Raw genomic sequence first — 25,703 nt, forward strand, 5'->3', positions numbered from 1 at the left:
GAAAATTCAGGGGGATATCCACAGTACAAATTATTGTCAATCAAATTAGAAGTTTCTAATTATTTCATCTTTTTATAAACAGTGATTAAATATGAAAACTACCTCAACTAAGTAAAGAGAACATTATATATTGATATTTAATTTTCTTGAAATTCCTTTCAAAATATTTAATGACAACTTCATCTTTTCATTTTTAAAATAGTATTTTGCATAGATGAATATTTTCTCGTATCATATCGCAAAGCTTAGCTATTTTCAAGCTTTTAAATTGATGTTTTTTCCTTTGAAAACAAATAAAATAAATGGTTTGAAACATTCCGAAACGATGTCCACAATGAAATTAGGTTCGCCCATTTTTTCGAAAACAAGGATTTTCAATCAAACTATTATTGTATTTGCACAATGGGAAGATGAAAAATCACTCGAAAATTTTCTAAAATCCAATTCATACGGAAAACTTTTGACGAAAGGCTGGCATGTTCGATTAGATTTTTTGAGACAATGGGGAAATATTTCTGGTTTTCAAATTCCGACAAAAAATATCGAGGTAAATATGACAAATGAGCCTGTTGTTGCGGTAACAATTGCGCGAATGAAATACACAGAAATTCCTCGTTTTCTGCGCTGGGGAAGACTAGTCGAGAAATTAGTTCGTGATCACAAAGGCACAACACTTTCTTTGGCTTCTATTCGATATCCCAATATTATTTCGACATTTTCGATCTGGAAATCTCAATTAGAAATGACAAATATGGTAAATGGACATAGCAAAATATCTGATCCAAAAAGACACGCTAACGCAATGAAAGAGCGTAATCGAAAGGATTTTCATTTTGAATTTACAACTCTCCGGTTTAAACCAATTTCTGAACATGGACAATGGAATAATTGCGAATCTTTTCTTCCAAAAAAAGAAAATATTTAGATGAATTTAGCTTTTACAATGCAAAAATTTCAGGATTGGTTTACGCAACAATGGGTGATTCTTTGGGGAAGAAAAATTAATCCTACAGATTATCCGTGGTTGATTGCTCCTTTCGGAGAATTGAACGGAATTGGCGAAGAGTTTATTTATCAATTAGCAAAAAATGAAAATTTAATTGTCACTCGAAATTCAACTTCAAAAGGATTATTAAGATCTATTCATGAATTGAATTTCACTGATAATCAACTTGAAATTCTACCAAAAAAAGTGATCGATTTTTATGAATCTACAGCAAATTATGATTTAGAATTCAATGTAAAATGGAATCCTTATTTTTCATTTTTTGGTTATTTGGTCAACCGATTATTTAGTCAGCGAATTAATCAATTAAATATTCCGACAAAAAATATCGCGCAATCTGAAGATTTAGTAAGTGAAATTATCACACTAAATCATCCGCAAAACAACGAAATTATTTATACCATTTGGTTGAGAAAATTCAAAACTTCGGGTAAAGTTATTTATTCGGGAATTTACGGGACGTGTACACTTCCTTCTGGCAAAACCTGTATCAAAGCTGTTTTTCCTTTACCAAAAGGCAATGCAACAGTTATTATGAGTCCTAGAGTCAGTCATGAGAATGAATTGATTTTAGATTCGAGCGGAAAACAATTTGGAGATGCTGGTTTCTACTTTTTATTGAATGATGCTAAACACAATTATTGGGCTCAATTTATATCTTCATTTACCGATCAATTAATTGTAAAAGAAAAAGATAATCATTTACAAGCAATTCAAATTCTAAAACTTTGGGGATGTAAAGTTTCACTATTTACATATCGCATTCAGAAGAAAACCAAATAAAACGATTTCTTCACATGACTTTACAAATACTTTTAATTAGCTTTATAAAATGAATCATTCAGAACTATTTTACAAAGTTGATATCGTTGTGATTGGAAGTCGTTCAATTATTAGACGAAATCTCAAAAGCTACCGATGCAACATAGGTAAAAAGAAGATCACTCGATTTTAGAGATAACAAATTCACCGAAGAATTAGGGCAAGAAGCCGTAGCAATTGTAGATAAACGTGTGAGAGAAGGCTTGCCCATTCAATGGGTGCAAATAGAGCTGGTGCAGCAATTGCAAGAGAAATAATTGCTTATTTAGGTGTGTAACTTTAACATTTATTTAATCAATGCATTTAGTATTAAATATTTACACGTAAAAACCTTACTAACAAATGGATAATTTATTTGATTAAAGTCTATTAAAAATTAAATTTTTTCATTATAAATAATCAATAATTTTATGAGTTCTATGATTTTAATTAGTGGAATTCACAATCCTAGCGATTATATTTGTAAAAATTTAAAATTAGTAATGACAGCAGTAATCATTATCTTTGTTATACATTGGTATGCTTCTTTATTTTTCCAAACTTTTTTTCATCACCGATATGCATCACATGCAATGTTTACGATGTCAAGAGCTTGGGAAAAAATATTTCACGTTTTAGCGTGGATTTTTCAAGGTTCATCTTATCTAAGTCCCTATACATACGGGGTTATGCACAGACATCACCACGCGTATGCAGACACAGAAAAGGATCCACATTCGCCACAATATGATCCAAATTTCTTTGCGATGATGTGGAGAACTCGTATTGTTTACAACGAAATTGACCACGATAAAACACAAGTTTTAGAAAAATTCAAAAAAGGTGTTCCTTCTTGGCGTTCTTGGGATAGATTTGCTGGAAATAATGCTGTACGTTTAGCTTGGGTAATCATTTACATATTAATTTATGTTGCTGTTGACGCTCCACTTTGGACGTATTTTGTATTCATTCCGATGCAAGTTTTGATGAGCCCACTACATGGTGTAATCATCAACTGGTTTTCACACAAATTAGGTTACCGTAATTACGATGTTGGAGATACTTCGACAAACTTGATGCCGATTGACTGGTTAATGTGGGGAGAATGTTTACATAACAATCACCATAAATTTGGCGGACGTCCTAATTTCGCAGTTAAGAAATGGGAATTCGATCCAATGTATCCATGCATTTGGGCAATGAATAAAATGAATATCATTCAGTTCAAAAAAGGTAAATTAGACACCGATTATATGTAAAATAAAAGCGATTCAATAAATTGAATCGCTTTTTTTATTTCTTTTGATAAACGATACTTTCTATATATTTCTTGAAAAAGAATTTGTGTTCGACGATTTTAAAATTGGGTAGAAAACTTTGATACATTTTAGGCAATTGAGAAATATCCAAACCAATAACAATTCTAAAAAAGCTCAACATCACATTCGTCACACTTTTTTGCCAACCTTTCTGATTTTGTACAAAATCAACATAAAACCACAAACCTCCTACTTTCAAATACGAATTTAATTGACTAAATAATTCTTCTGCTTTGGATTGATTAAAATGATCAAACAAAAAAGTAGTCATCACCACATCATATTTTTTATCCGTTTCGAAATCAAAAATATCCGCAACAATAAAATTTATATTTAAATTCGACGTTTTTTCTATTTTCGCTAAATCAATCATTTTCGAAGAAAAATCAACATAATCTATATCCAATTTTAGATTTAACTTTTCTATTTCAGCGATAAATTTTCCCGCTCCTCCTCCAACCCACAAGATTTTATCATTCTTTTTCAAATATTTTAAAATCACAAAATGAGCTTGATGTTGACGATTTAAAAAAATCAACTGGCTCAACGAATGATAATATGGCGCAATAAAATTGTAATTCATTATTCGAATAAAATTACGCTTAAAATTCCACAAATTGCTTTCAACAAAATCATTCCATCAATCGCAATTAAATAATATAAAATGGCTTTTGGACGATTGAGTTTAAAGGCGAAAATAGCTAAAAAAACAATCGGAATTAACATAAACAATATGCGGTGAAGTGGTAATCCATAACATATTCCGAAGATTACAAAACTCAAAAATCCTAGAAATATTAAGGGTAAAATAATGCGGTTTAACGTAAAATGATAACCATATTTTACAACAAAGGTTTTTAAATTTCGGTTGCTATCATCTTCATAATCTTTCAAATCAAACAAAATCGCATTCACAACGCAATACATAAAGGTTTGAGAAAATAGAAAATAGAATTTTGCATCAATGACATAATGCGTTTCATTCTTCAACATCAAAAATAAAACAGGTAAAAAAACGGTTGTAATCGCCCAAGTCCAGCCAATTAAAAATGGTTTTAACAACATCGTTTTACGTAATGAAATTCCTAATTTTAAATCATAATAACCAAAGGATAAAACTGTCGTAAAAAATAAAACAGCCAACCATTTCCAAGTTAATATTTCGTAATTCGGTAAACAATTTATCGCTAAAATAATTCCAGAAACTAAAGCGATTACGGCTAAAATAGCGGTATAAATACAAACAGATTTACGATGAGTAATGTAAAACTGAGTTCTTGGATTACTTGATGATTTTAAAGATTTTGGAATTCTGTAGGCATACAAATAAAACAATACGGTAATGGTGCTAATAAAAGCGTAATACGCAATTGAATTAAACGGTAAACCAATTTTGATATTCGTCTCTATATTGAGCACGATAGAAAGTAGAATTAAAAAAAAATTGGAAAAAAAAATGTTTACGATAAATCGACTAATCACTTTTTTTTCCATTTTCTTAACCTCTTAAATTTTGAAAAATTCTAGAATGACATTTTTATACGTTTCACCAATCGGAATTTCTTCGTCTTTCAAATATAAGACTTTATTTTGAATTGATTTCACTTTTTTTATCGAAACGATATAAGATCGATGAACTCGGACAAAAAGTTGATCGGGCAGTTTTTCTAAGATAGATTTCATCGATATTCGAGCAGTAATTCGTTTTCCGTTTGCGAGATGAATTTTTACATAATCGTCCAAACCTTCAATAAAATCGATATCATCGTACGCAATTTTATTCAGTTTATAATCAGCTCGAATTGTCAAAAACTCTTTGTCTTCATTCAGTTTTTTATCCACCAAAATCAGCACCGCTTTATTCACTGCTTCTTCAAATCTATCGTAATCTATCGGTTTCAACAAATAATCTATCGCCGCAACATTAAAACCATCAACCGCATATTCTGCAAAAGCCGTAGTAAAAATAACAGGAATTTTCTTTTCTAAATTTTTGTAAAATTCCATTCCATTCGTACGCGAAATCTGAATATCCAAAAACATCAAATCGATTGGAAATTGATTGATATATTTCTGTGCATCTTTCAAATTTGAGAATGTTTTCACTAACTCGACATGTTCATTTCTCGAACAATAATTTTCGATTACCATTAATGCTAAAGGCTCGTCATCTATCGCAATTACTTTAATCATTCAAGAAAATTTTTAGTTCAACAATAAATTTAGATAAATCATTATGAATAGTTAATTTATAATGATTTGTATAAAAATAATCTAACCTCTTTTTCGTATTCTTCAAACCAATTTCACTTTTTTCAGTTTCAGGAGTTACCTCTTTCGAAATGGTATTTTCTACGTTCAAAAATAGTGTTTGTTGCTCAACTTTTATCGAAATAATGACAGGTTCCGAAGCTTCATCAATCACACCATATTTAAATGCATTTTCGATAAAATTAATTAAAATTAATGGCGAAATTCTTAAATCTGCAGAATTTCCTTCGACCTCAAAAATAACAGATTCTTTGTTCGTTAATCTCAATTTTTGCAACTCAATATAATTCTTTATATAATCTAAATCTTGTTGCAAAGGCACAAAATCTTTGGAAGAATCTGAAACTACAAATCGCATCATTTTGGATAATTTCATCACCGCATCCGAAGCAGAATCTGACTTTTGAAGCGTTAAAGCATAAATATTATTCAACGTATTGAACAAAAAATGTGGATTGATTTGTGCTCTTAAATAAGCAATTTCAGACAATTGTTTTTCATTTTTCATTTCCTGAAAACGTTTATTTTGTCGAATAAAAAGCGAAACAATCGCCATCATCGAAAACATAATAATTTTCGGGCTCCACATCATAAAATTACGAGGCGGTTTTCGAGACTCAAAACGATTAAAAGGCGGAATTTTTGGTGGAACTTTGTTAAAATGAAACGCAAATTCTGGAACTTTATACACCACAAAAAAGAAAATGATGAGAATAACGATGTAGAAAAAATAACGTTTCTGAAAATATAATTTTGGAATTAACACGAAATAATTCACCAAAAAGAACACTAACAATAAGATATTTTCAAAAAGCATTCGCTTGAAAAAACCTGTTTTGAAAATAGATTGATCGCTCGAAAAATTTGGCGCAGCAATAAATGGAATCAACAGAAAAATAATTGAAACTATACTGAAAATAACGATTTCTCTCTTTGTAATTTTTACTTTATTCATCTTGTAATTCAATTGAAACAATAGAAAAATGTTGTCTATTTGGAATCATCAACGTTTTTATATTTTCATTTAACTCTTCATCCAAAGAAATTAAATAATGATTGTTAACCTCTCCAAAATAAAAATATTATTTGGTATAAAACGTAAGCGCAACCTTGTGATTTGCGTGATTTTGATTAGAAGAATTTATAACATCCAACTCGAAATCTACAAAATTAAGGTAGATTTTGTTCAAATTATCTGTGATTTGATACAAATTTCCTTCCAATTGTTCGATATACGGAATAGTCGCCATTCCTACCAAATAATGCAATTGCTCTGCTTTTTTATTTTGGCGCAACAATTCTCGAAAAGTTTCTACTTTATGCATTTCTTGTTGAAAAAGTTGCTCTTGCAAATAATACTCTTTGTACGTCGCATGAAAAACATATTTCTCCCAAATTGACGTTGTCGAAGCATCAATCACTAAACGATAAGCAAACTGAACTTTTTTAATTGTTTTCATCTTTTGGTTTTCTATCAAAAGGAGGCATTCCATCTGGAGGTGGAGGAATTCCTGGCCCTCCGCCCGTCGGCTCTTTTGCTTTCTCTATATTTTCTGTAGAAATTACAATATCTGCCTCAATTGTATATCCTTTTTCTAAACTTCCGCTCACTTTTGCCAATTGATTTCCGTCTGTATCATCTGTAAAAACATTGTCATTCTCATTGTACGTATAGCCATTCAAACCTTTTGTATAACCATATTCTTTGGCTGAATTTACAATTTCTACAACAGAATTTTCACCTTCTGGAAAAGCGATTTGAGTCACTTTTAATGATTTTCCTTTTTGATCGTAAATATGAACATGGATATGCGTTGCGCGACTTTCGTACCAACCTGGGAAAATAGAATTAAATTCAACATTTCCATTTTCATCGGTTACTTGTCTACCTCTCAAAAATTTATACGATTTATAATCGGTTGGTTGCATTCGTATTCCGCCATATTGCGAATAATTTCCATCTTTATCACAATGCCAAATATCAACAATCGCGCCTATTAAAGGTTGACAGCTTTCATCAACATTGGTTACATTAATTTTGATTGTCGCCTCTACTCCTGTTCGATCGCCTTTTATATTTTTTGATAAAAAATCTTCTGGCTTTTTTGTAGGAAATGGACCTTCTGTTTCAGAGGCCCATACTTCACAATCATTTACAACAGTAGAATCTTTGCAACTCATCAACACTTTTGGAACAATTAAACTTGCTCCTAATAATCCTAAACTATTTTTTATAAAATCTTTTCTTTCCATTTTGTTAAGTATTTTTAACATTAGTAATCAATTACCATTAACAAAGAATTTTCGCTCAACGATTCAAATTCAACATTCTCATCAGATCTTATTTGTAATAAATCTCTTGATTCTATTAAACGATTGTGAACTTCAAAAATACCTGTCAAAGAAATGATTAACCAACTTCTTTCGTTTCTTTTGAATGGTAATTCAGATTCTTTTCTCAAGTCAAATTTTCCTAAAAAAACATTAAACAAATCATGTCGGATTATTTTCTCTAAACGATTCTCTCTATCCAAATCAATTGGAACAATCATTTTAGCAATTTGCTGTTTTTCTTTTACGATGAATAACGCATAGAAATAAGAAAAATCGTGGCTCAAATCGCCTTCTATTTCTATTATAGTTCCTTTTTCTAAGTAATAAACAAATGATTGATTGACTTCAATTTTCCAATTAAAACCATTCATATTCAAGCGAATATTATTCAATAAAGGCATTAAAATAATATAACCACTTTCTTTAATTACTTTTTGATAAGTACCCATTCCGCTTAACGCAACATCATCAATAAAAGCAAAATCCAAAATCGGATTTGTATCATTTAAAGCATTTATCCTAATAAATTTATTTTCAAATAAATTTCGATTCTCAGCCTTGCACAACTTTATCATGTCCTCATATAATCTTCTAAACAAAAGTATATATCGATATTTTGTTATCTAAATTTAAGAGGTTAACCTAAGATTTTTGTAGGTTAATTGAAATATGAATGGTTTTTATTTATCTTTAACATTAGAATTATATTTGATCAAACACAACAAAAATGATAAACAAAAAAGTAAACAGCATCGAAGAAGCGCTACAAGGCGTAGAAAGCGGAATGACGCTTGCTGTTGGAGGCTTTGGACTTTCTGGAATTCCTGAAAACTTGATTCAAGGATTGGTAGACAAAAAAATCAATAACCTTACGTGTATTAGTAACAATGCAGGTGTAGACGATTTTGGTTTAGGATTATTATTACAAGGACGACAAATCAAAAAAATGATTTCTTCTTATGTTGGAGAAAATGCAGAATTTGAACGTCAAATGCTTTCAGGTGAATTAGAGGTTGAATTGATTCCGCAAGGAACTTTAGCTACTCGCTTAATGGCTGCTGGTTATGGAATGCCTGCAATTTTTACGCCTGCTGGAGTTGGAACTGAAGTCGCTGAAGGAAAAGAAATCAGAAAATTTACCTTTCACGGAATCGAAAAAGAATATTTGTTAGAATATGCTTTCGAGCCTGATTTTGCAATTGTAAAAGCGTGGAAAGGTGATACAGCGGGGAATTTAGTTTTCCGTGGTGCAACAGCAAATTTCAATCATCCAGCTGCTATGTGTGGAAAAATTACGATTGCCGAAGTGGAAGAATTGGTAGAAATTGGAGAATTAGATCCAAATCAAATTCATACGCCTGGCGTTTATGTCAATCGAATTATTCAAGGTGCGAAATACGAGAAACGTATCGAAAATAGAACTGTTCAACCTAAATCATAAAAGAAAATGTTAGATAAAAATGGTATTGCAAAACGTATTGCAAAAGAAGTACAAGACGGATTTTATGTGAATTTAGGTATCGGAATTCCAACGTTGGTTGCTAATTATATTCCCGAAAATGTAAATGTTGTTTTACAATCAGAAAATGGATTATTAGGAATGGGACCTTTCCCTATCGATGGTGAAGAAGATCCTGATTTTATCAATGCGGGTAAACAAACGATTACAACTTTACCAGGTTCAGCTTTCTTTGATTCGACGATGAGTTTCGGAATGATTCGCGCACGAAAAATCAATTTAACAATTCTTGGCGCAATGGAAGTTTCGGAGAATGGAGACATTGCCAACTGGAAAATTCCTGGAAAAATGGTAAAAGGAATGGGCGGTGCAATGGATTTAGTAGCTTCGGCTGATAATATTATTGTAGCCATGCAACATGTGAACAAAGCAGGAGAATCTAAACTTCTAAAAGAATGTACACTTCCTTTAACAGGAATAAAATGTGTCAAAAAAATTGTTACTGAATTAGCTGTTTTAGAAGTTTTACCAGAAGGTGGTTTCAAATTATTAGAGCGAGCACCAGGAATTTCTGTGGAAGACATCAAAAATGCAACTGAAGGAAAATTAATTATTGAAGGAGAAATTCCCGAAATGATTTTATAAAAAATAAAGATTCGAAAGGAAAGTTAAAAAGCTTTCCTTTTTTTATGCTCGATTTGTTTAACTTTATTCAAATTAATACTTAAAAATCGATGCAAACAAAATTAGTAATCGCTCTACTTTCACTCAATTCTCTTGCTTTTGCGCAGCAACAGAATTTAGTAAAATATGTCAATCCCATGATTGGAACAGAAAAAATGGGACATACTTTCCCTGGTGCAACTGTTCCCTTTGGCGCTGTTCAATTAAGCCCAGAAACAGATTCTATTCCTTATGCTATCAATCACAAATACAATCCAAAAGTTTATAATTATTGTGCGGGTTATCGTTTTGAAGATAAAACAATAACAGGATTTAGTCATACACATTTTAATGGAACAGGACATTCTGATTTGGGTGATTTCTTAATTATGCCAACCGTTGGAAAATTAAAATTAAATCCCGGAACTGCTCAAAATCCTGATAGCGGTTATCGTTCTCGATTTTCGCATCAAAACGAAACTGCCGAAACTGGATATTACAAAGTCAAATTGGATGATTATAATATTTGGGCAGAAATGACCGCTTCTACTCGAGTTGGTTTTCATCAATATACATTTCCAAAATCGATTGATTCACATATTATTTTGGATTTGAATGCTGGAATTTATAATTATGATGACAAAAATACATGGACGTATGTTCGCGTGGTGAATGACACATTGATTACGGGTTATAGACAAACACGAGGTTGGGCAAGAAATAGAACGGTTTATTTTGCGATGACTTTTTCAAAACCATTTAAAAATTATGGACAAAAAAATGAAGACGGACAAGTTGATTACAAAGGTTTTTGGCGTAAATGGAACGAAACTCAGAATTTTCCATTAATCGAAGGAAAAAAGATCAAAATGTATTTCGATTTTGATACAGAAAAAGATGAAAAAGTAAAAATCAAATTTGCGATTTCTCCAGTCAGTCAAACCAATGCGTTAGAAAATCTGACAACAGAAATTCCACATTGGAATTTTGAACAAGTGCGTAACGAAGCAAAAGAAAATTGGAACAAGGAATTGAATCGAATTCAGATTAAAGCTTCAGAAAATGATAAAATAAATTTCTATACAGCGATGTATCATACCTTCATCAATCCGACAACTTATATGGATGTGAATGGGCAGTACAAAGGTTTGGATCAAGAAATTCATCAAGCCAAAGATTTTACAAATTACACCACTTTTTCACTTTGGGATACCTATCGTGCACTGCATCCGTTGTTCAATATCATTCAACCAAAACGCAACAATGACATGGTAAAATCGATGATGAAACATTATGAGCAAAATCCAATAAAAATGTTGCCAATTTGGTCGCATTATGCCAACGAAAACTGGTGTATGAGCGGCTATCATTCTGTTACAGTTGTTGCAGATGCGATTGTAAAAGGTGTTTATAACGAAGATGCAAATGCTGCTTTGGACGCGTGTATTGTTACGGCAAATAAACGTGATTATGAAGGAATTGGCGATTATATCGACAAAGGTTATATTCCAGCTGAGAAAAATGGTACATCAATTTCGAATACGTTAGAATATGCTTTCGATGATTGGTCGATTGCGCAAGCTGCAAAAAAATTGAATCGAATGGATGTATATGAAACATTTATGAAGCGTTCTGAGAATTGGAAAAATAATTATGATGTTTCGATTGGATTTATGCGTCCTCGATTAGCGGATGGAAGTTTCAAGAAAGAATTTGATCCATTGAATACACATGGACAAGGTTTTATTGAAGGAAATTCGTGGAATTTTAGCTTTTTTGTTCCTCAAAATCCAAATGGATTAATTGAAGCAATGGGTGGAAAAAAGAAGTTTGGAGCAAAATTGGACAAATTATTTACGATGCATTTGCCTGACGAATATTTTGCGGAAACAGAAGACATTACGCGTGAAGGAATAATTGGAGGTTATGTTCATGGAAATGAGCCGGCACACCACGTTGCGTATTTGTATAATTGGGCGGGACAAGCGTGGAAAACACAAGAAAAAATCAGAATGATTTTGGATATGCAATACAAGCCAACGCCTGATGGTTTGGGTGGAAATGATGATACTGGACAAATGAGTGCATGGTATATTTTTAGTGCTTTAGGTTTTTATCCTGTTCAGCAAGGATCGACAGATTACGCAATTGGGAGTCCTTTGGTAGATCATGCTATATTGAATTTAGAGAATGGAAAACAATTTGAAATTGAAGTGAAAAATCAATCGAAGAAGAATGTTTACATCCAAAAAATAGAACTTAATGGAAAGTCTTACTCTTCGTTCAATTTAAATCATTTTGATATTGTGAATGGTGGAAAAATCATTTTTTATATGAGTGACAAACCTAAAAAATAAACGTTAAATATTTTATAATTAAATAAATAAGTTTGACTACTTGAAGAATAATGATTAATTTGAATCAAATTAAAAACCTAAAAAATGGCTAAAAAGGCAAAAAAAGAAGAAAATCATTTACAAGTTTTAGTGGATAAATTAAAAGATCCAAAACATAAACAATTAGTTCAAACGAATCGTTTAAAGAAAAAACGTCGCAATAACGCAAAAAATTAAGCATAAAAAAACCTCCAAAATTTGGAGGTTTTTGTTTTTTAATATTTTATAAAATCCCCATCAACTCTACTTCAAAGATCATGGTAGAATATGGTCCTAATTCTTTTGAAATTTCGCGATCTTTATAACCAATTTCTGGTTTTACAACAAATCTAAATTTACTTCCAACTGGCATTAATTGTACTCCTTCCGCCCATCCTTTTATTACATTTTCCAAAGGAAAAGCGGCTGGCTTCTTACGTTGAACCGAGCTATCAAAAACTTCACCTTTGATATTTGTTCCATGATAATGACACAAAACGGTATCGGATAAAGTTGGCTTCACTCCTTCGCCCAATGTGATTATTTCGTACAATAATCCGCTTTCAGTTTCGGTTACACCTTCTTTCAATTTATATTCTTCTCGAAAAGCTAAACCTTCAGTTTTATTCTTTTCAATCAATTCTTGTTTGCGTTTTAGTAATAATTCAGCTACTCCCATACCACAAATTTAAAAGGAATATTTTTAATTATAGCATATTAATCATTTCTACAAATTAGTTTACTTTTAATGAAATTATACAACTAAATGAAAAAGATAATATTTTCGTTACTTTTTACTATTATTTCAATTGTAATTTTCGGGCAGAATATCGTAAAAGAAATACCATTTCGATTAACAAAATACAACAATATTTTAGTACCAGTTATTATCAATCAAAAAGATACGGTGCAATTGATGTTACATACAGGCTCTGATTATATTACAATTATTGAAGATTCGTATAAAAAAATGAAATCTATTTCGATTTCTGATACCTTAAACAATGTGACATCTTGGGCTGGATATTCGGATATGAAAATGAGTCAAAGCAATGTGATTAAATTTGGTAATGAAGAGTTCAGCAAAATTCCAATTTTTATTGACAAACAATCTGGACATGAGAGTGATGGAAAAATTGGTTTGAAATTTTTTGAAGGAAAATATTTAGAAATCAATTTTGATGAGAATAAATTATATGTTTATGATAAAGCTCCTACCAAACTAAAAAAGTATACAAAATTAAATTCGAGATATTCTCAAGAAACACTGTATATAAAAGCTTTTCCATTTATTGACAAAAAACCGATTGAAACAGAGTTTATGATTCACACAGGTTTTTCTGGAGCATTGATGATTTCGGATGATTTTGCCAAAGAAAATAAATTATTAGAAAAATTTGAAATTATTGGAGAATCAAAACTAAATGATGCTGCTGGTAATGTAATACTTTCCAAAAAATCAATTTTACCTAATTTCGAATTGGCAAATCAAACATTCAAAAATGTACCAATGTCATTTTTTGATAGTACAATAAAAATTCAACACAAAAATATTATGGGTGGCGATTTGATTAAACGTTTCAATCTAATTCTCAATCCAGAAAAAGATATTTTATATGTAAAGAAAAGTAAATATTATAAAGACGAGTATTTTAAATTATAAAAAAAATCCACTTCATTTTGAAGTGGATTTTTTTATAAACTATATTGTATTCTTATTTTGCTTTGAATTTGTTAATCGCGTTAATCGTAAATTCTGATAAAACTAATTCACCCGAAATTTTTGCACGCTCGATTAATAACTCATCCCAATTTTCTGTTCCTTCCCAAGAAACACGTTTCAAATGTTTCATTGCTTCTGGATTTGAATTAGCTAATTTTTTAGCTAAAATATCGATGCCTTCATCCATTTCAACTGAATTTGCATAAACTTCTGCATACAAACCTTTTTCTTTAGCCCATTCAGCCGACTGAAATTCAGTTGCATTAATCGCCATTTGTGTAAAAGCAGAATTTCCAACTTTACGTTCTACAGCAGGTCCAACTACAAACGGTCCGATACCTACAGCCAATTCTGATAACTTTACAGACGCAAATTCTGTTGCAAAAGTATAATCTGCTGCCGATGCAATTCCAACGCCACCACCAACTGCTTTACCTTGAATACGTGCTAAAACGAATTTTGTTGCTTTTCTAATCGCATTAATAACGTATGCAAATCCAGAGAAAAATTCTAGACCAGTTTCACTATCTTTGATTGAAATTAATTCGTCAAAAGATGCACCAGCACAGAATGTTCTGTCTCCAGCACTTCTCAAAACAATAACTTTTACTTCGTCATCGTTTCCTAATTTCTCGATTTCAGATGCTAAATTTCTTAATTGAGAACCTGGCATTGAATTACTTTGCGGGTGAAAGAATTCAATTGTACCAATTCCATTTTGTATATCTGATTTTACGTATGCTTCCATATCTAATTTGATAATTTTTTTAAATGTGGTAATGAGCAAATTTAACTAATAAATTATTCATTATATGTTTAATTGTTTGAATCAAAACAATTAATAATTTGAGATGCTTCGACATGCTCAGCATGACAAATATTTCACGTAATTTTTCAATTTGAAAATGATTCTAAAATAGACTCAACTTAATAATCATCTTCTCATTAACAAATTACCACATTCTCACATTACATTAATCTTGATTTAATTTTTTAACCATTGTTAAAATTGTTGCAATACCAACTGTTTCTCCCGTTTCGTCGTAAATATCAACTAACCAACGAACAATTCCTTTTGCCACATCGTTTTCATCTTTTTTCTCTTGATCTATTTTTTCTTTACACGTAAAACGAACTCCAATTGTAGAACCTGGATATACAGGCTTCACAAAACGACATTCATCTAAACCATAGTTTAATAAAACTGGACCTTTTTTCGCTAAAACAAATAAACCTGCCGCTTTAGACAATAAATAGTATCCGTGAGCAACATTACGCTCAAAAATAGTTCCTTCTAAAGAAGTTGCGTCAACGTGTGCATAGAAATTATCACCAGATAAAGCTGCAAATGCATTAATATCTGATTGTTGAATCGTATGTTTTGCTGTGATTAATGTATCACCAACTTTTACTTCTTCGAAATGCTTCGCAAATGGATGTTTATCTTCTTCAATATAATCTGCTCCGTATTGATATTGTTGCGTAACTGCCGTCAATTTATTTGGAGAACCTTGGATTGCTGTACGTTGCATATAGTGTAATACACCACGTTTTCCTCCCATTTCTTCTCCTCCTCCTGCACGACCTGGACCTCCGTGAACTAATAATGGAAGTGGTGATCCGTGACCTGTTGATTCTTTGATACATTCAGCATCTAAAATTACGATACGCCCGTGTAAAGAACCTGCATTTAATACAAATTCTGTAGCGATATCATTATCAGCAGTAACAATCGAACAAACTAAAGATCCTTTCCCCATACGAACTAACTCAATTGCTTCAGCAGTTCCGTGGTAAGGAATAATTGTAGAAACTGGTCCAAAAGCTTCGATGTTGTGAACATCAGTTTTATTGAATGGATCGTTGTTTAAAAATAAAATTGGAGAAATGAAAGAACCTTTGTTTTTATCAGCACCTTTCACTTCGAAATTATCTAAGTTTCCAAAAATAATTTCTTGCGAGTTAGCTAATTCTTCTACTTTCTCACGAACTTCTTTAACTTGCGCTGCTCCCGCCAAAGCTCCCATACGAACACCTTCCACATTTGGGTCTCCAATTGTAGTCGTTGCCAAACGTTGTCCTAAAGCAATTTGTACATCCTCAACCAAATGAGCTGGAACCAACGCACGACGAACCGCAGTACACTTTTGCCCTGCTTTTGTTGTCATTTCACGCGTAACCTCTTTAATGAAAATATCAAACTCTGCTGATCCAACTTGTACATCTTCTCCTAAAACACAAGCGTTCAAAGAGTCAGCTTCTAAATTGAATGGTACACCTTCTGAAGTAATTCTTGGATGCGCTTTTAACATTTGTCCTGTCCAAGCAGAACCTGTAAATGTTACAACATCTTCTGACTCAACATTATCTAAAATTCCGTTTGCAGAACCTGTGATTAATTGTAAAGCACCGTCAGGTAAAATTCCAGATTCAATGATTGCACGAACAACAGTTTCCGTTAAGAAAGAAGTAATTGTCGCAGGTTTTACAATAGCTGGAACTCCAGCCAATAAATTAACCGCAACTTTTTCTAACATTCCCCAAACTGGGAAATTGAATGCATTAATATGAATTGCAACACCTCGTTTTGGTGTTAAAATATGTGTACCTAAGAATGTTCCGTTTTTAGAGATTTTATGCGTTTCTCCTTCAACATAAAATGGTTGATCTCCGAATTGACGTCGTAAAGATGCATTGGCAAATAAGTTTCCAATTCCTCCTTCAATATCAACCCAAGAATCTGCACGAGTCGCACCTGTTGCCCAAGAAACCGTGTAAAATTCTTCTTTACGATCCATTAAGTATAAGGCTAATTTTTTCAACATTAAACCTCTTTCTTGGAACGTCATTTTACGTAAAACTGGTCCACCAACTGTACGTGCATAATCCATCATCGCACCGAAATCTAATCCAGCTGATGATGCAGTTCCTATTTCTTCGCCATTGATGGCGTTATATAACATTTGCCCTTCAGACGAACCTTTTGTCCATTGTCCTAAAGCATAATTTTCTAATTGTTTAGCCATTTTTATGTTGTTTGTGTATTTTTTTAGTTATAAGTCGTAAGTATTAAGTTATAAGTTTTTGTCATTCTGAGTTCATCTCAGAATCTCATTAAATTTAAGTGTGATACTGAAACAAGTTCAGTATGACATTTTACATAATACTTTTTACATTTTACTTACTTTCATTCCACGTTTTATAATTCGAAGCCATTGACTCGTAATAATAATCTGGAACTTCTGTTAATGGTTCACAAGGTTTTAAACTCTCATGACAATCACTTGGTAATTGCATATATTGTTGAGTACCTTGATCTTTCCATTCTATCATTTGATCTGAAACTTGTTTTACGATTTTGGCAGGATTTCCAACAACTACACTTCTTGTCGGAATATGCGTATCAGCTTTTACAAAAGCTAAAGCACCTACGATACATTCATCCTCCACCACAACATTATCCATAACAACTGCATTCATCCCAACCATACAATTGCGACCAATTGTTGCACCGTGAATAATTGCTCCATGACCAATATGCGATTTTTCTTTCAAATGAACTGTTGTTCCTGGAAACATATGAATCGTACAATTTTCTTGCACATTACAATTATCTTCGATAATAATTTGTCCCCAATCACCACGTAAAGCACAACCTGGACCAATGTAAACATCTTTTCCGATAATCACATTTCCTGTTACCACTGCCTGTGGATGAATAAATGCTGTTGGATGAATAACGGGTTTATATCCTTTAAATTCGTAAATCATAATTTATAGATTTGAGATAGTAGTATTGAGTAATGAGATTTTATTTAATTGATACTTAAACAAGTTCAGCATTACTAAAATCTAAAATCTAACTTCTCAATACTAACATCTATTTTTATGCTCTTTCAATAATTACAGCATAACCTTGTCCTAAACCGATACACATTGTAACTAATGCATAACGTTTTCCTGTAGCTTGTAATTCGTAAGCCGCAGAATTTAAGATACGTGCTCCTGACATTCCAAGTGGATGTCCTAAAGCAATTGCACCTCCATTAGGGTTAATACGAGCATCGTTATCAGCTAAACCTAATGCACGTGTACATGCTAAAGATTGTGCTGCGAAAGCTTCATTTAATTCTATGATATCAATGTCATTCATTGTTAAACCAGCTTTTTCTAATGCAATTTTCGTTGCATTCACTGGTCCAATTCCCATGATACGAGGCTCGACACCTGCAACACCAGAAGAAACGATTCTTGCCATTGGCGTTAAACCAAAATCTTTGATTGCTTGTTCAGAAGCTAAAATATTAGCAGCCGCACCATCATTAAGACCAGAGGCATTACCAGCAGTTACTGTACCATCTGCTTTGAAAGCTGGACGTAACTTTGATAAAATCTCCATAGTTGTATTATTCTTTGGGAATTCATCAGTATCAAAAATAATAGCATCACCTTTACGTTGTGGAATAACAACAGGAACAATCTCTTTCGCTAAACGACCATTCGCTTGTGCAGCAGCCGTTTTTTGTTGCGACCATACCGCAAATAAATCTTGATCTTCACGCGAAATATTATCACGCTCCGCTAAATTTTCTGCTGTATTTCCCATTCCATCAACACCCCACATTTCTTTCATTTTAGGGTTGATAAAACGCCAACCAAAAGTTGAATCATAAATTTGCGCATCACCACCAAATGGAGAAGCTGATTTAGAAATAACTAAAGGTGCACGAGTCATCGATTCAGCTCCACCAGAAATCATTAATTGAGCATCACCAACTTGAATCGCTCTTGATGCCGCAATTGCTGCTGATAATCCAGACGCACATAAACGATTTACCGTTTCTCCCGGAACTGTATAAGGTAATCCAGATAATAAAGCCGACATACGAGCTATATTACGGTTATCCTCTCCTGCTTGGTTTGCATTTCCTAAAATAACATCGTAAAATGCAGCTGGATCAATTGACGGATTTCTTTTTAATAATTCGGCGATTACCATTGCACCCATATCATCTGGACGAACAGCAGATAATCCACCTTTTAATTTACCAATTGGAGTTCTAACTCCATCTATAATATATGTTTGGTTCATTTTTAATACGTTTTACGTGATACGTTTTACGTGATACGTTCAAAAAACTTAGAACTTATAACGTAGAACTTATAACATTTTACTCTTCAATCAAAGGTTTACCTGTTCTAAAGCAAGTTCCTTTAAATAAAGCAATTAACTCATTATTTTGATTCGTAACTTTGATATCGTAAATACCAGTTCTTTTAGAAGAATGCACCTCTTTCGCTTCGATTGTGAATACATCTCCAACTTTCCCTGCTTTTGTGAATGAAATATGAACATCCAAAGCAACAGAAATATTATTGTATGAATTACATGCAAAAGCAAAAGCAGAATCTGCCATTGCAAATGTTACACCTCCATGTACAGAGCCAACTCCGTTCATCATTTCTGGACGAATTGTAGCTTGAACTTTAGCATAACCTGCATCTAATCCTATTACTTCTAAACCTAACCATTCACTAAATTTATCGTGGTCAAGCATTGCATTTAATAACTTTTGTGGTTCCATGTTTTGATATTTTTTAGTAGAATGTTTTGTTTTCTTTGACGTAATTTCTGATAATTGGACTTAAACGGTAACGATCTTCATGGTAATAATTGTACAATTCATCTAAATCGTTTTGTACATTTTCTAAACCATATTCATCTGCCCATTTCAATAATCCTTTTGGATAATTTACACCTTTTGTCATCGCTATATCTAAATCCTCACGGTTTGCAATGTTTAAAAATAAAGCATCAGCTGCTTCGTTGATTAACATCACTAAAACGCGTTTGTAGATTTTTTCTAATAAAACTTGATCTTGAGATGGTGCTTTTTTCTCCACTCCTTCTGCATAATTGTAAAATCCACGACCTGATTTACGTCCGTAATATCCAGCTTCGAATAAGCGTTTTTGAGAGAAAGATGGTTTGAAACGAGGATCATAAAAGAAAGATTCAAAAACAGATTCTGTTACACGATAATTCACATCATGTCCAATAAAATCCATTAATTCGAAAGGTCCCATTCGGAAACCTCCAACAGAAGTCATCGCATAATCTATTGTTTCTGCATCGGCTACGCCTTCTTCTAATAAACGAATTGATTCGCTGTAGAATGGACGAGCCACACGATTTACAATAAATCCTGGTGTATCTTTCGTAATGACTGGTAATTTACCAACAGATTGAATCAAAGCTTTTACATCTTCAGCTAATCCTTCGCGTGTTTGTACAGCTGGAATAATTTCTACCAAAGCCATTAATGGAGCTGGATTGAAAAAATGAATTCCGATTACACGTTCTGGTTTCGAACACGCAGATGCGATTGATGCAATTGATAATGAAGAAGTGTTTGACGCTAAAATACATTCGTCAGAAACTATTTCTTCCACTTGTTTGAAAACTGATTTTTTGATATCTAAGTTTTCAATAATCGCTTCAATCATCAAATCGATGGATGCAAAAGCTGATAAACTATCTGCATATTCGATATTGTTTTGAATTTCTTGTGCTTTTTCAGCAGTATATTTTTCTTTCGCCACTAACTTCTCGAAAGTCTTCGCTAAGTTTTGTTTTGAACGATCTAATGCTTCTTTATTTGTGTCATATAAAACAACAGAATGACCAGATTGAGCAAAAACTTGCGCAATTCCAGAACCCATTGCTCCACCACCAATAATTCCTATTTTTTTCATTTCTTACTCGCCTTTAAAAACTGGATTTCTTTTCTCGATAAATGCGTCTACACCTTCTTGATAATCTGATGTATTACCTGATTTAGTTTGAAATAATCCTTCTTGTATTAATTGTTCTTCGATTGAATTATTAAATGTTTGATTCAATAATTTCTTTGTATAAGCCAAACCTTTTGTTGGAAGATTGGCTAATTTATCCGCAATCTTAGCAACTTCAGCATCGAAAATATCATCAGTAAAAAACTCATAAATCATTCCGATTTCTTTTGCTTGAGCCGCCGAAACTTTATCAGCAAGCATCATAAAAGCAGTTGCTTTTTGAAGTCCAATTAAACGAGGTAAGAAATAAGTTCCTCCACAATCTGGGATTAAACCAATTTTAGAAAAAGCTTGAATAAAGTTTGTCGATTCTTTCGCGACAACAATGTCACAAGCCAAAGCTAAATTTGCTCCTGCACCGGCAGCAACACCGTTTACAGCAGCAACAACTGGTTTATCCATGTTTCTAATTTTAAGAACCAATGGATTGTAATTTTCTTGAACGATTTTATTGAAGTCGATTTCTTTTTCTTCTAAAACTTCGCCTAAATCTTGACCAGCGCAGAATGCTTTCCCCGTTCCAGTTAAAACTACTGCACGAACAGAAACATCTTGAGCTGCAACATCCAAGTGATGTTGAAGAGATTTAATCATTTCCTGATTAAAACTGTTAAAAACAGAAGGACGATTCAACGTAATCGTAGCAATTCCTCCCTCTTGTGTGTATAGGATTGATGTTGAATTTTCCATAATTTTTTAGTGATGACATTTGAAATAATCAAATGGTTCGTGGCAGCTATTGCATTGATACATAGCTTTGCAGGCCGTAGAACCAAATTGACTGATAAGTCTGGTATCTGTAGAGCCACATTGTGGACATTCTACATTTTGTTCATCCGAAAAAAGCGCATCAGATGAAGGATTTTTGGTAGGCGGTGCAATTCCATAAGCCTTCATTTTTTGCTTTCCTTCTTCTGTCATCCAATCAGTTGACCACGAAGGGCTCAACTGATTAATGACATTGATATTTTTGAATCCTTTTTCGATTAATTTTAAACGAACAGAAATTGAAATTGCACTCATAGCAGGACATCCTGAATACGTTGGCGTAATAGTAACATTGACACTTTCTTGGTCAATCAATTCAATTTTACGCACAACACCAAGATCGATTACACTAATCACAGGAATTTCTGGATCAGCAACTTCCTCCATGTATTGCCAAATTTCTTTTTCGGTTACCATTGCGAATTTGGATAAGTTCTTTGTAAATATTGTAAATCTGTTAAGATAAATCCTAAATGCTCTGTATGAACACCTTCTTTACCTCCTTTTTGTACAAACGCATTTTCGACATCAGCCTCGATTGTCGCTTCGTCTAAAATTGCTTTTACATTTGCTAACCAAGTTTCTTGAAATTCTTCTGGACTTGAAATTAATCCTTCTTCAACTAAAGCTTTTTGGTAAGGTGCTAATAAAAACGCTTCTTTTACATAAGGTAAAATATTGTTTACAGCTTCCTGAATTTTATCGTGAGATTCTTGTGTTCCATCTCCTAAACGAATTATCCATTCTGATGACCATTTTAAGTGATATTTTACCTCTTTCAATGATTTTTCAGCGATAGCTTGTAATTTAAGATCTTTTACTTTCAAGAATTGTTCTAATAATAATGCGTGGTAAGAATCATAAAAGAACTGACGTGCAACTGTATCACCGAAATGTCCGTTTGGTAATTCAACTAACAATAAGTTTTTGTATTCACGCTCTTCGCGTAACATTGCTAACGTATCTTCAGTTGCTCCATTCCCGATCATTTCAGCCGCATAGTTATAATAATTAGAAGTTTGACCTAATAAATCCAACGCCATATTAGACATTGCAATGTCTTGTTCTAAAATTGGACCATGACCACACCATTCGCATAAACGTTGTGCCAAAATTAGATTTGTATCCGCTAAATGTAAGATAAAATCGATGTAATTTTGATTGTTTTGATAAACTGTACTTGTCATAAATTACATGTTTTTAATTTCTTCTGGTACATCATAAAAAGTTGGATGACGGTAAACTTTGTCTTCTGCAGGATCAAAAAATTGCTCTGCTTCATCAGGATTAGAAGCATGGATATTAGCAGATTCTACCACCCAAATACTTACACCTTCTAAACGACGTGTATATACATCACGTGCATTTTCTAGTGCCATTGTAGCATCAGCAGCATGTAAGCTCCCAACATGTTTGTGGTCTAACCCTTGTTTACTTCTAATGAATACTTCCCATAAAGGCCAATCTCTATTTTCCATCTTTTTATGCGTTTTTGCGTTGTTCTTTTTCTAATTCTCTTTGTTTTCTTTTTTCGTGGTAAGCTGTAGCAGCATCACGTACCCAAGCACCTTCTTCATGTGCATTACGACGAGCATCTAAACGTTGTTTGTTACATTTACCGTTTCCTTTCACAACATTCCAGAATTCTTCCCAATCGATATCACCGAAATCATAGTGTCCACGTTCTTCGTTCCATTTTAAATCTGGATCTGGAATTGTTAACCCTAAGTATTCTGCTTGAGGAACTGAAATATCTACGAAACGTTGACGTAATTCGTCGTTAGAGAAACGTTTAATTTTCCATTTCATTGATAATTCTGAGTTTGATGATTCTTCATCTTTTGGTCCAAACATCATTAATGTAGGCCACCACCAACGGTTCATTGCATCTTGCAACATCGCTTTTTGTTCTGGTGTTCCTTTTGATAATACCACTAATGCTTCGTAACCTTGTCTTTGGTGGAAAGATTCTTCTTTACAAACACGTACCATTGCGCGAGCATAAGGTCCGTAAGAAGTTCTACATAATGGAACTTGATTCAAAATCGCAGCTCCATCAACTAACCATCCAATCATTCCGATATCTGCCCAAGTAAGGGTTGGATAATTGAAGATTGAAGAATATTTAGCTTTACCTGAATGTAAATCATTTAATGTTTGAATACGGGAAACACCTAATGTTTCAGCAGCACAATATAAGTATAATCCGTGACCAGCTTCGTCTTGAACTTTCGCTAATAAGATTTTCTTTCTATTTAATGAAGGCGCTCTTGTAATCCAGTTTGCTTCTGGTAACATCCCTACAATTTCTGAGTGAGCATGTTGAGAGATTTGTCTGATTAATGTTTTACGGTATGCGTCTGGCATCCAGTCTTTTGGTTCGATACGAACTTCATTTTCAATCTTATTATCGAAGATTTCTTGAAAATCAATTTCTTTTGCACTCATTTCTAAACGTTTTTAAAGTTGATTATTTGGCATCAAAATCTACCACGACTTCTGCAGAACGAGGGTGCGCTTGACACGCTAATACAAATCCTCTTTCTAATTCATCTGGCTCAAGTGAGTAGTTGATGTCCATTTCTACCTCACCCTTCTCTACTTTACACTTACAAGTTGCGCAAACACCACCTTTACAAGCATAAGGTAAATCAGCTCCGTTTTGTAAAGCCGCATCTAAGATTGTATCGCCATTGTAACCCAAATCAATCTGTAAAGCTGTTGCATCTAATTTGATGGTTACTTTACTCATTGTATCATCTGATTGTTTTACAGCTTTTTGACGCTCTACCTTTTTCGCTTCTGCAGATGCACTATAGAATAATTCGAAATGCAAATGTTTTGCATCAACTCCTGCTTCTACAAAAGCGTCACGACCGCTTAAAATCATTTCTTCTGGACCACAAAGGAAAACTTCGCTTACTTCTTTTGGATCGATGATATTTTGCAAGAAATATTCAATTTTTGCTTTATCAATACGACCACTCAAAATCTCAGCATCAGCCGTTTCACGACTCAAGATATTGTAAACGCTAATGCGTTCCATGTATCTATTTTTTAATGCTTCGATTTCTTCTTTAAAAATAATCGAACCTTTGTTTCTGTTTCCATATAACAGTACAAATTGACTGTTAGGTTCTGTTTGTAGAACTGTTTTGATGATAGAAAGTACTGGTGTAATTCCAGATCCCGCCACAATTCCTACATATAATTTTTTGTTGTCTTCGTGTACTTCTGTAAAGAAATTTCCTTGTGGAGTCATTACATCAAGAACATCGCCAACTTTGATTGTATCGTTAACAAATGTCGAGAAAATTCCATCCTCAATTTTCTTTACAGCAACTCTTAATTCATTATCCAAAGGACTTGAACAAATTGAGTAAGAACGTCTAATTTCTTCGTTATTGTGAAAATTCTTAAACGTTAAATATTGACCATGTTTGAATTTGAATTCTTGGTTTAATTCTTCTGGCACTTCAAATGTAACGGATACACAATCTGGTGTTTCCTTTTTTACATTTTTAACGCGTAATTGGTGAAAATTTATAGCCATATTATTTTTGAAATCCGTTAATTAATAGTGTCATTAAGTCATTTTCTAATTGCTCTGGTGAGATATCTCGTCCAGGTTTGTACCACAATTCTATCCAACGTAATGATGATAATAAAGTAAATAAAGCAACCGAAACATTCAAGTCTTTAAATTCGCCTGCTGCAATTCCTGCTTTGATAAGATTAGCGATTCTTTTTTCGTATCCTTTTCGAATTGTTTTATACAAATCCTTTTTCGTATCCGAAAGATTTTTCCAATCATTATTTGCAACAGAAACTTCGTTTGGCTCATCAATAATCATTCTGACATGCAATTGAATTAAATCTCTCAATTTCTGAACATTTGATTCGTTTGTATCTTCGATCGAACTAATGTGAGAAACATATTGATTAGCAACTTTAAAACAAATCTCTTCTAAAATTTCGTCTTTCGAACGAATGTGATTGTATAAACTTGCGGCTTCCATTCCAACCTTTTCAGCCAGTTCGCGCATTGATGTTGCCGAATAACCTTTTTGTTTAAAGATTAAGGCAGCTTCTTGAATAATCAGTTCTTTTTTACTTTGTTTAGGCATAT

The 25,703-nt window shown here is 32.9% G+C and carries 29 protein-coding genes; 8 read left to right on the top strand and 21 right to left on the bottom strand.

Annotation, left to right across the window (positions count from 1 at the left end; all coding sequences use genetic code 11):
- Positions 1–334 precede the first annotated feature (334 nt).
- From B4J88_RS11845 to B4J88_RS11855, 3 genes are all read left to right on the top strand, one after another.
- The gene (locus B4J88_RS11845; RefSeq protein WP_306822325.1) at positions 335–925 is read left to right on the top strand and encodes a hypothetical protein; all 591 of its coding nucleotides are present in this window, start codon (positions 335–337) and stop codon (positions 923–925) included.
- Complete coding sequence (locus B4J88_RS11850; RefSeq protein WP_219035105.1) at positions 926–1,789, top strand: hypothetical protein; 864 nt, start codon at positions 926–928, stop codon at positions 1,787–1,789.
- Between the two features lie 521 nt (positions 1,790–2,310).
- Positions 2,311–3,066, top strand: coding sequence for an acyl-CoA desaturase (locus tag B4J88_RS11855; protein ID WP_286496360.1), 756 nt, complete (start codon positions 2,311–2,313; stop codon positions 3,064–3,066).
- Positions 3,067–3,100: 34 nt separating this feature from the next.
- On the opposite strand, the gene B4J88_RS11860 is transcribed toward B4J88_RS11855, so the two are convergent.
- The 7 genes from B4J88_RS11860 to B4J88_RS11890 all read right to left on the bottom strand — a co-directional run bounded on the left by B4J88_RS11860 (position 3,101) and on the right by B4J88_RS11890 (position 8,306).
- The gene (locus tag B4J88_RS11860; protein WP_291047553.1) at positions 3,101–3,709 is read right to left on the bottom strand and encodes a class I SAM-dependent methyltransferase; all 609 of its coding nucleotides are present in this window, start codon (positions 3,707–3,709) and stop codon (positions 3,101–3,103) included.
- Positions 3,709–4,545 (bottom strand): hypothetical protein, encoded by an 837-nt coding sequence (locus tag B4J88_RS11865; RefSeq protein WP_291047555.1) that lies wholly within the window; start codon positions 4,543–4,545, stop codon positions 3,709–3,711. The genes B4J88_RS11860 and B4J88_RS11865 overlap by 1 nt, the downstream gene beginning before the upstream one ends.
- Positions 4,546–4,632: 87 nt before the next feature.
- Positions 4,633–5,319, bottom strand: a complete 687-nt coding sequence (locus B4J88_RS11870; RefSeq protein ID WP_291047557.1) for a LytR/AlgR family response regulator transcription factor — start codon at positions 5,317–5,319, stop codon at positions 4,633–4,635.
- Positions 5,312–6,352, bottom strand: coding sequence for a sensor histidine kinase (locus B4J88_RS11875; protein ID WP_291065188.1), 1,041 nt, complete (start codon positions 6,350–6,352; stop codon positions 5,312–5,314). Before B4J88_RS11875 ends, B4J88_RS11870 begins: the two co-directional genes overlap by 8 nt.
- 127 nt (positions 6,353–6,479) lie before the next feature.
- Complete coding sequence (locus B4J88_RS11880) at positions 6,480–6,857, bottom strand: hypothetical protein (RefSeq protein WP_280037663.1); 378 nt, start codon at positions 6,855–6,857, stop codon at positions 6,480–6,482.
- Positions 6,844–7,650, bottom strand: a complete 807-nt coding sequence (locus tag B4J88_RS11885; RefSeq protein WP_286496364.1) for an intradiol ring-cleavage dioxygenase — start codon at positions 7,648–7,650, stop codon at positions 6,844–6,846. Before B4J88_RS11885 ends, B4J88_RS11880 begins: the two co-directional genes overlap by 14 nt.
- Positions 7,651–7,670: 20 nt before the next feature.
- Positions 7,671–8,306, bottom strand: coding sequence for a hypothetical protein (locus tag B4J88_RS11890; RefSeq protein WP_286496365.1), 636 nt, complete (start codon positions 8,304–8,306; stop codon positions 7,671–7,673).
- Between the two features lie 152 nt (positions 8,307–8,458).
- On the opposite strand from B4J88_RS11890, the gene B4J88_RS11895 reads away from it, so the two are divergent.
- The 4 genes from B4J88_RS11895 to B4J88_RS11910 all read left to right on the top strand — a co-directional run bounded on the left by B4J88_RS11895 (position 8,459) and on the right by B4J88_RS11910 (position 12,426).
- Complete coding sequence (locus B4J88_RS11895) at positions 8,459–9,172, top strand: CoA transferase subunit A (protein WP_038331757.1); 714 nt, start codon at positions 8,459–8,461, stop codon at positions 9,170–9,172.
- A gap of 6 nt (positions 9,173–9,178) precedes the next feature.
- Positions 9,179–9,835 carry a 3-oxoacid CoA-transferase subunit B gene (locus tag B4J88_RS11900; protein ID WP_219035112.1) on the top strand — a complete coding sequence of 219 codons (657 nt, stop codon included), beginning with the start codon at positions 9,179–9,181 and terminating at the stop codon, positions 9,833–9,835.
- A gap of 89 nt (positions 9,836–9,924) precedes the next feature.
- Positions 9,925–12,210: a GH92 family glycosyl hydrolase gene (locus B4J88_RS11905; protein WP_291067720.1), complete on the top strand. Its 2,286-nt coding sequence runs from the start codon at positions 9,925–9,927 to the stop codon at positions 12,208–12,210.
- An 84-nt stretch (positions 12,211–12,294) separates the two neighbouring features.
- Complete coding sequence (locus B4J88_RS11910) at positions 12,295–12,426, top strand: hypothetical protein (RefSeq protein ID WP_257468234.1); 132 nt, start codon at positions 12,295–12,297, stop codon at positions 12,424–12,426.
- Between the two features lie 46 nt (positions 12,427–12,472).
- On the opposite strand, the gene B4J88_RS11915 is transcribed toward B4J88_RS11910, so the two are convergent.
- Entirely contained in the window at positions 12,473–12,907 is a 435-nt protein-coding gene (locus B4J88_RS11915; RefSeq protein ID WP_125350278.1) for an FKBP-type peptidyl-prolyl cis-trans isomerase, read from the bottom strand.
- A gap of 87 nt (positions 12,908–12,994) precedes the next feature.
- Here B4J88_RS11915 and B4J88_RS11920 point away from each other — a divergent pair, with 87 nt between their 5' ends.
- Positions 12,995–13,891 carry a hypothetical protein gene (locus B4J88_RS11920; protein WP_286496263.1) on the top strand — a complete coding sequence of 299 codons (897 nt, stop codon included), beginning with the start codon at positions 12,995–12,997 and terminating at the stop codon, positions 13,889–13,891.
- Positions 13,892–13,943: 52 nt separating this feature from the next.
- Here the strand turns inward: B4J88_RS11920 and B4J88_RS11925 are convergent, their stop codons facing one another.
- The 13 genes from B4J88_RS11925 to B4J88_RS11985 form a co-directional block, all read right to left on the bottom strand.
- On the bottom strand, positions 13,944–14,699 hold the full coding sequence (locus tag B4J88_RS11925; RefSeq protein ID WP_291067721.1) for an enoyl-CoA hydratase/isomerase family protein: 756 nt from the start codon (positions 14,697–14,699) through the stop codon (positions 13,944–13,946).
- 226 nt (positions 14,700–14,925) lie between these two features.
- Positions 14,926–16,977, bottom strand: coding sequence for a phenylacetic acid degradation bifunctional protein PaaZ (gene paaZ / locus B4J88_RS11930; protein ID WP_291067722.1), 2,052 nt, complete (start codon positions 16,975–16,977; stop codon positions 14,926–14,928).
- A gap of 151 nt (positions 16,978–17,128) precedes the next feature.
- Positions 17,129–17,722, bottom strand: coding sequence for a transferase hexapeptide repeat family protein (locus B4J88_RS11935; RefSeq protein ID WP_291067723.1), 594 nt, complete (start codon positions 17,720–17,722; stop codon positions 17,129–17,131).
- A 115-nt stretch (positions 17,723–17,837) separates the two neighbouring features.
- Positions 17,838–19,043: a 3-oxoadipyl-CoA thiolase gene (gene pcaF / locus B4J88_RS11940; protein ID WP_291067724.1), complete on the bottom strand. Its 1,206-nt coding sequence runs from the start codon at positions 19,041–19,043 to the stop codon at positions 17,838–17,840.
- A gap of 79 nt (positions 19,044–19,122) precedes the next feature.
- A complete protein-coding gene (gene paaI, locus B4J88_RS11945) occupies positions 19,123–19,536 on the bottom strand; it encodes a hydroxyphenylacetyl-CoA thioesterase PaaI (RefSeq protein ID WP_286500581.1) in 414 nt (137 codons plus the stop codon).
- A gap of 13 nt (positions 19,537–19,549) precedes the next feature.
- Complete coding sequence (locus B4J88_RS11950; RefSeq protein WP_291067725.1) at positions 19,550–20,707, bottom strand: 3-hydroxyacyl-CoA dehydrogenase NAD-binding domain-containing protein; 1,158 nt, start codon at positions 20,705–20,707, stop codon at positions 19,550–19,552.
- Between the two features lie 3 nt (positions 20,708–20,710).
- On the bottom strand, positions 20,711–21,496 hold the full coding sequence (locus B4J88_RS11955; protein ID WP_291067726.1) for an enoyl-CoA hydratase-related protein: 786 nt from the start codon (positions 21,494–21,496) through the stop codon (positions 20,711–20,713).
- 6 nt (positions 21,497–21,502) lie between these two features.
- Positions 21,503–21,991, bottom strand: coding sequence for a 1,2-phenylacetyl-CoA epoxidase subunit PaaD (gene paaD, locus B4J88_RS11960; RefSeq protein WP_125350273.1), 489 nt, complete (start codon positions 21,989–21,991; stop codon positions 21,503–21,505).
- Positions 21,985–22,761, bottom strand: a complete 777-nt coding sequence (paaC, locus tag B4J88_RS11965; protein ID WP_291067727.1) for a 1,2-phenylacetyl-CoA epoxidase subunit PaaC — start codon at positions 22,759–22,761, stop codon at positions 21,985–21,987. The genes paaD and paaC overlap by 7 nt, the downstream gene beginning before the upstream one ends.
- A gap of 3 nt (positions 22,762–22,764) precedes the next feature.
- Positions 22,765–23,052 carry a 1,2-phenylacetyl-CoA epoxidase subunit PaaB gene (gene paaB, locus B4J88_RS11970; RefSeq protein ID WP_038335709.1) on the bottom strand — a complete coding sequence of 96 codons (288 nt, stop codon included), beginning with the start codon at positions 23,050–23,052 and terminating at the stop codon, positions 22,765–22,767.
- Between the two features lie 4 nt (positions 23,053–23,056).
- Positions 23,057–24,022, bottom strand: a complete 966-nt coding sequence (paaA, locus tag B4J88_RS11975) for a 1,2-phenylacetyl-CoA epoxidase subunit PaaA (RefSeq protein ID WP_291067728.1) — start codon at positions 24,020–24,022, stop codon at positions 23,057–23,059.
- Between the two features lie 22 nt (positions 24,023–24,044).
- Positions 24,045–25,127 (bottom strand): 1,2-phenylacetyl-CoA epoxidase subunit PaaE, encoded by a 1,083-nt coding sequence (gene paaE, locus B4J88_RS11980; protein WP_038335707.1) that lies wholly within the window; start codon positions 25,125–25,127, stop codon positions 24,045–24,047.
- Between the two features lies 1 nt (position 25,128).
- Positions 25,129–25,701, bottom strand: coding sequence for a TetR/AcrR family transcriptional regulator (locus B4J88_RS11985; protein ID WP_038335706.1), 573 nt, complete (start codon positions 25,699–25,701; stop codon positions 25,129–25,131).
- Between the last annotated feature and the right edge of the window lie 2 nt (positions 25,702–25,703).

The organism is Empedobacter sp. UBA5036 (assembly GCF_002415215.1).
In the GTDB taxonomy this organism is placed as follows: Bacteria; Bacteroidota; Bacteroidia; order Flavobacteriales; family Weeksellaceae; genus Empedobacter; species Empedobacter falsenii_B.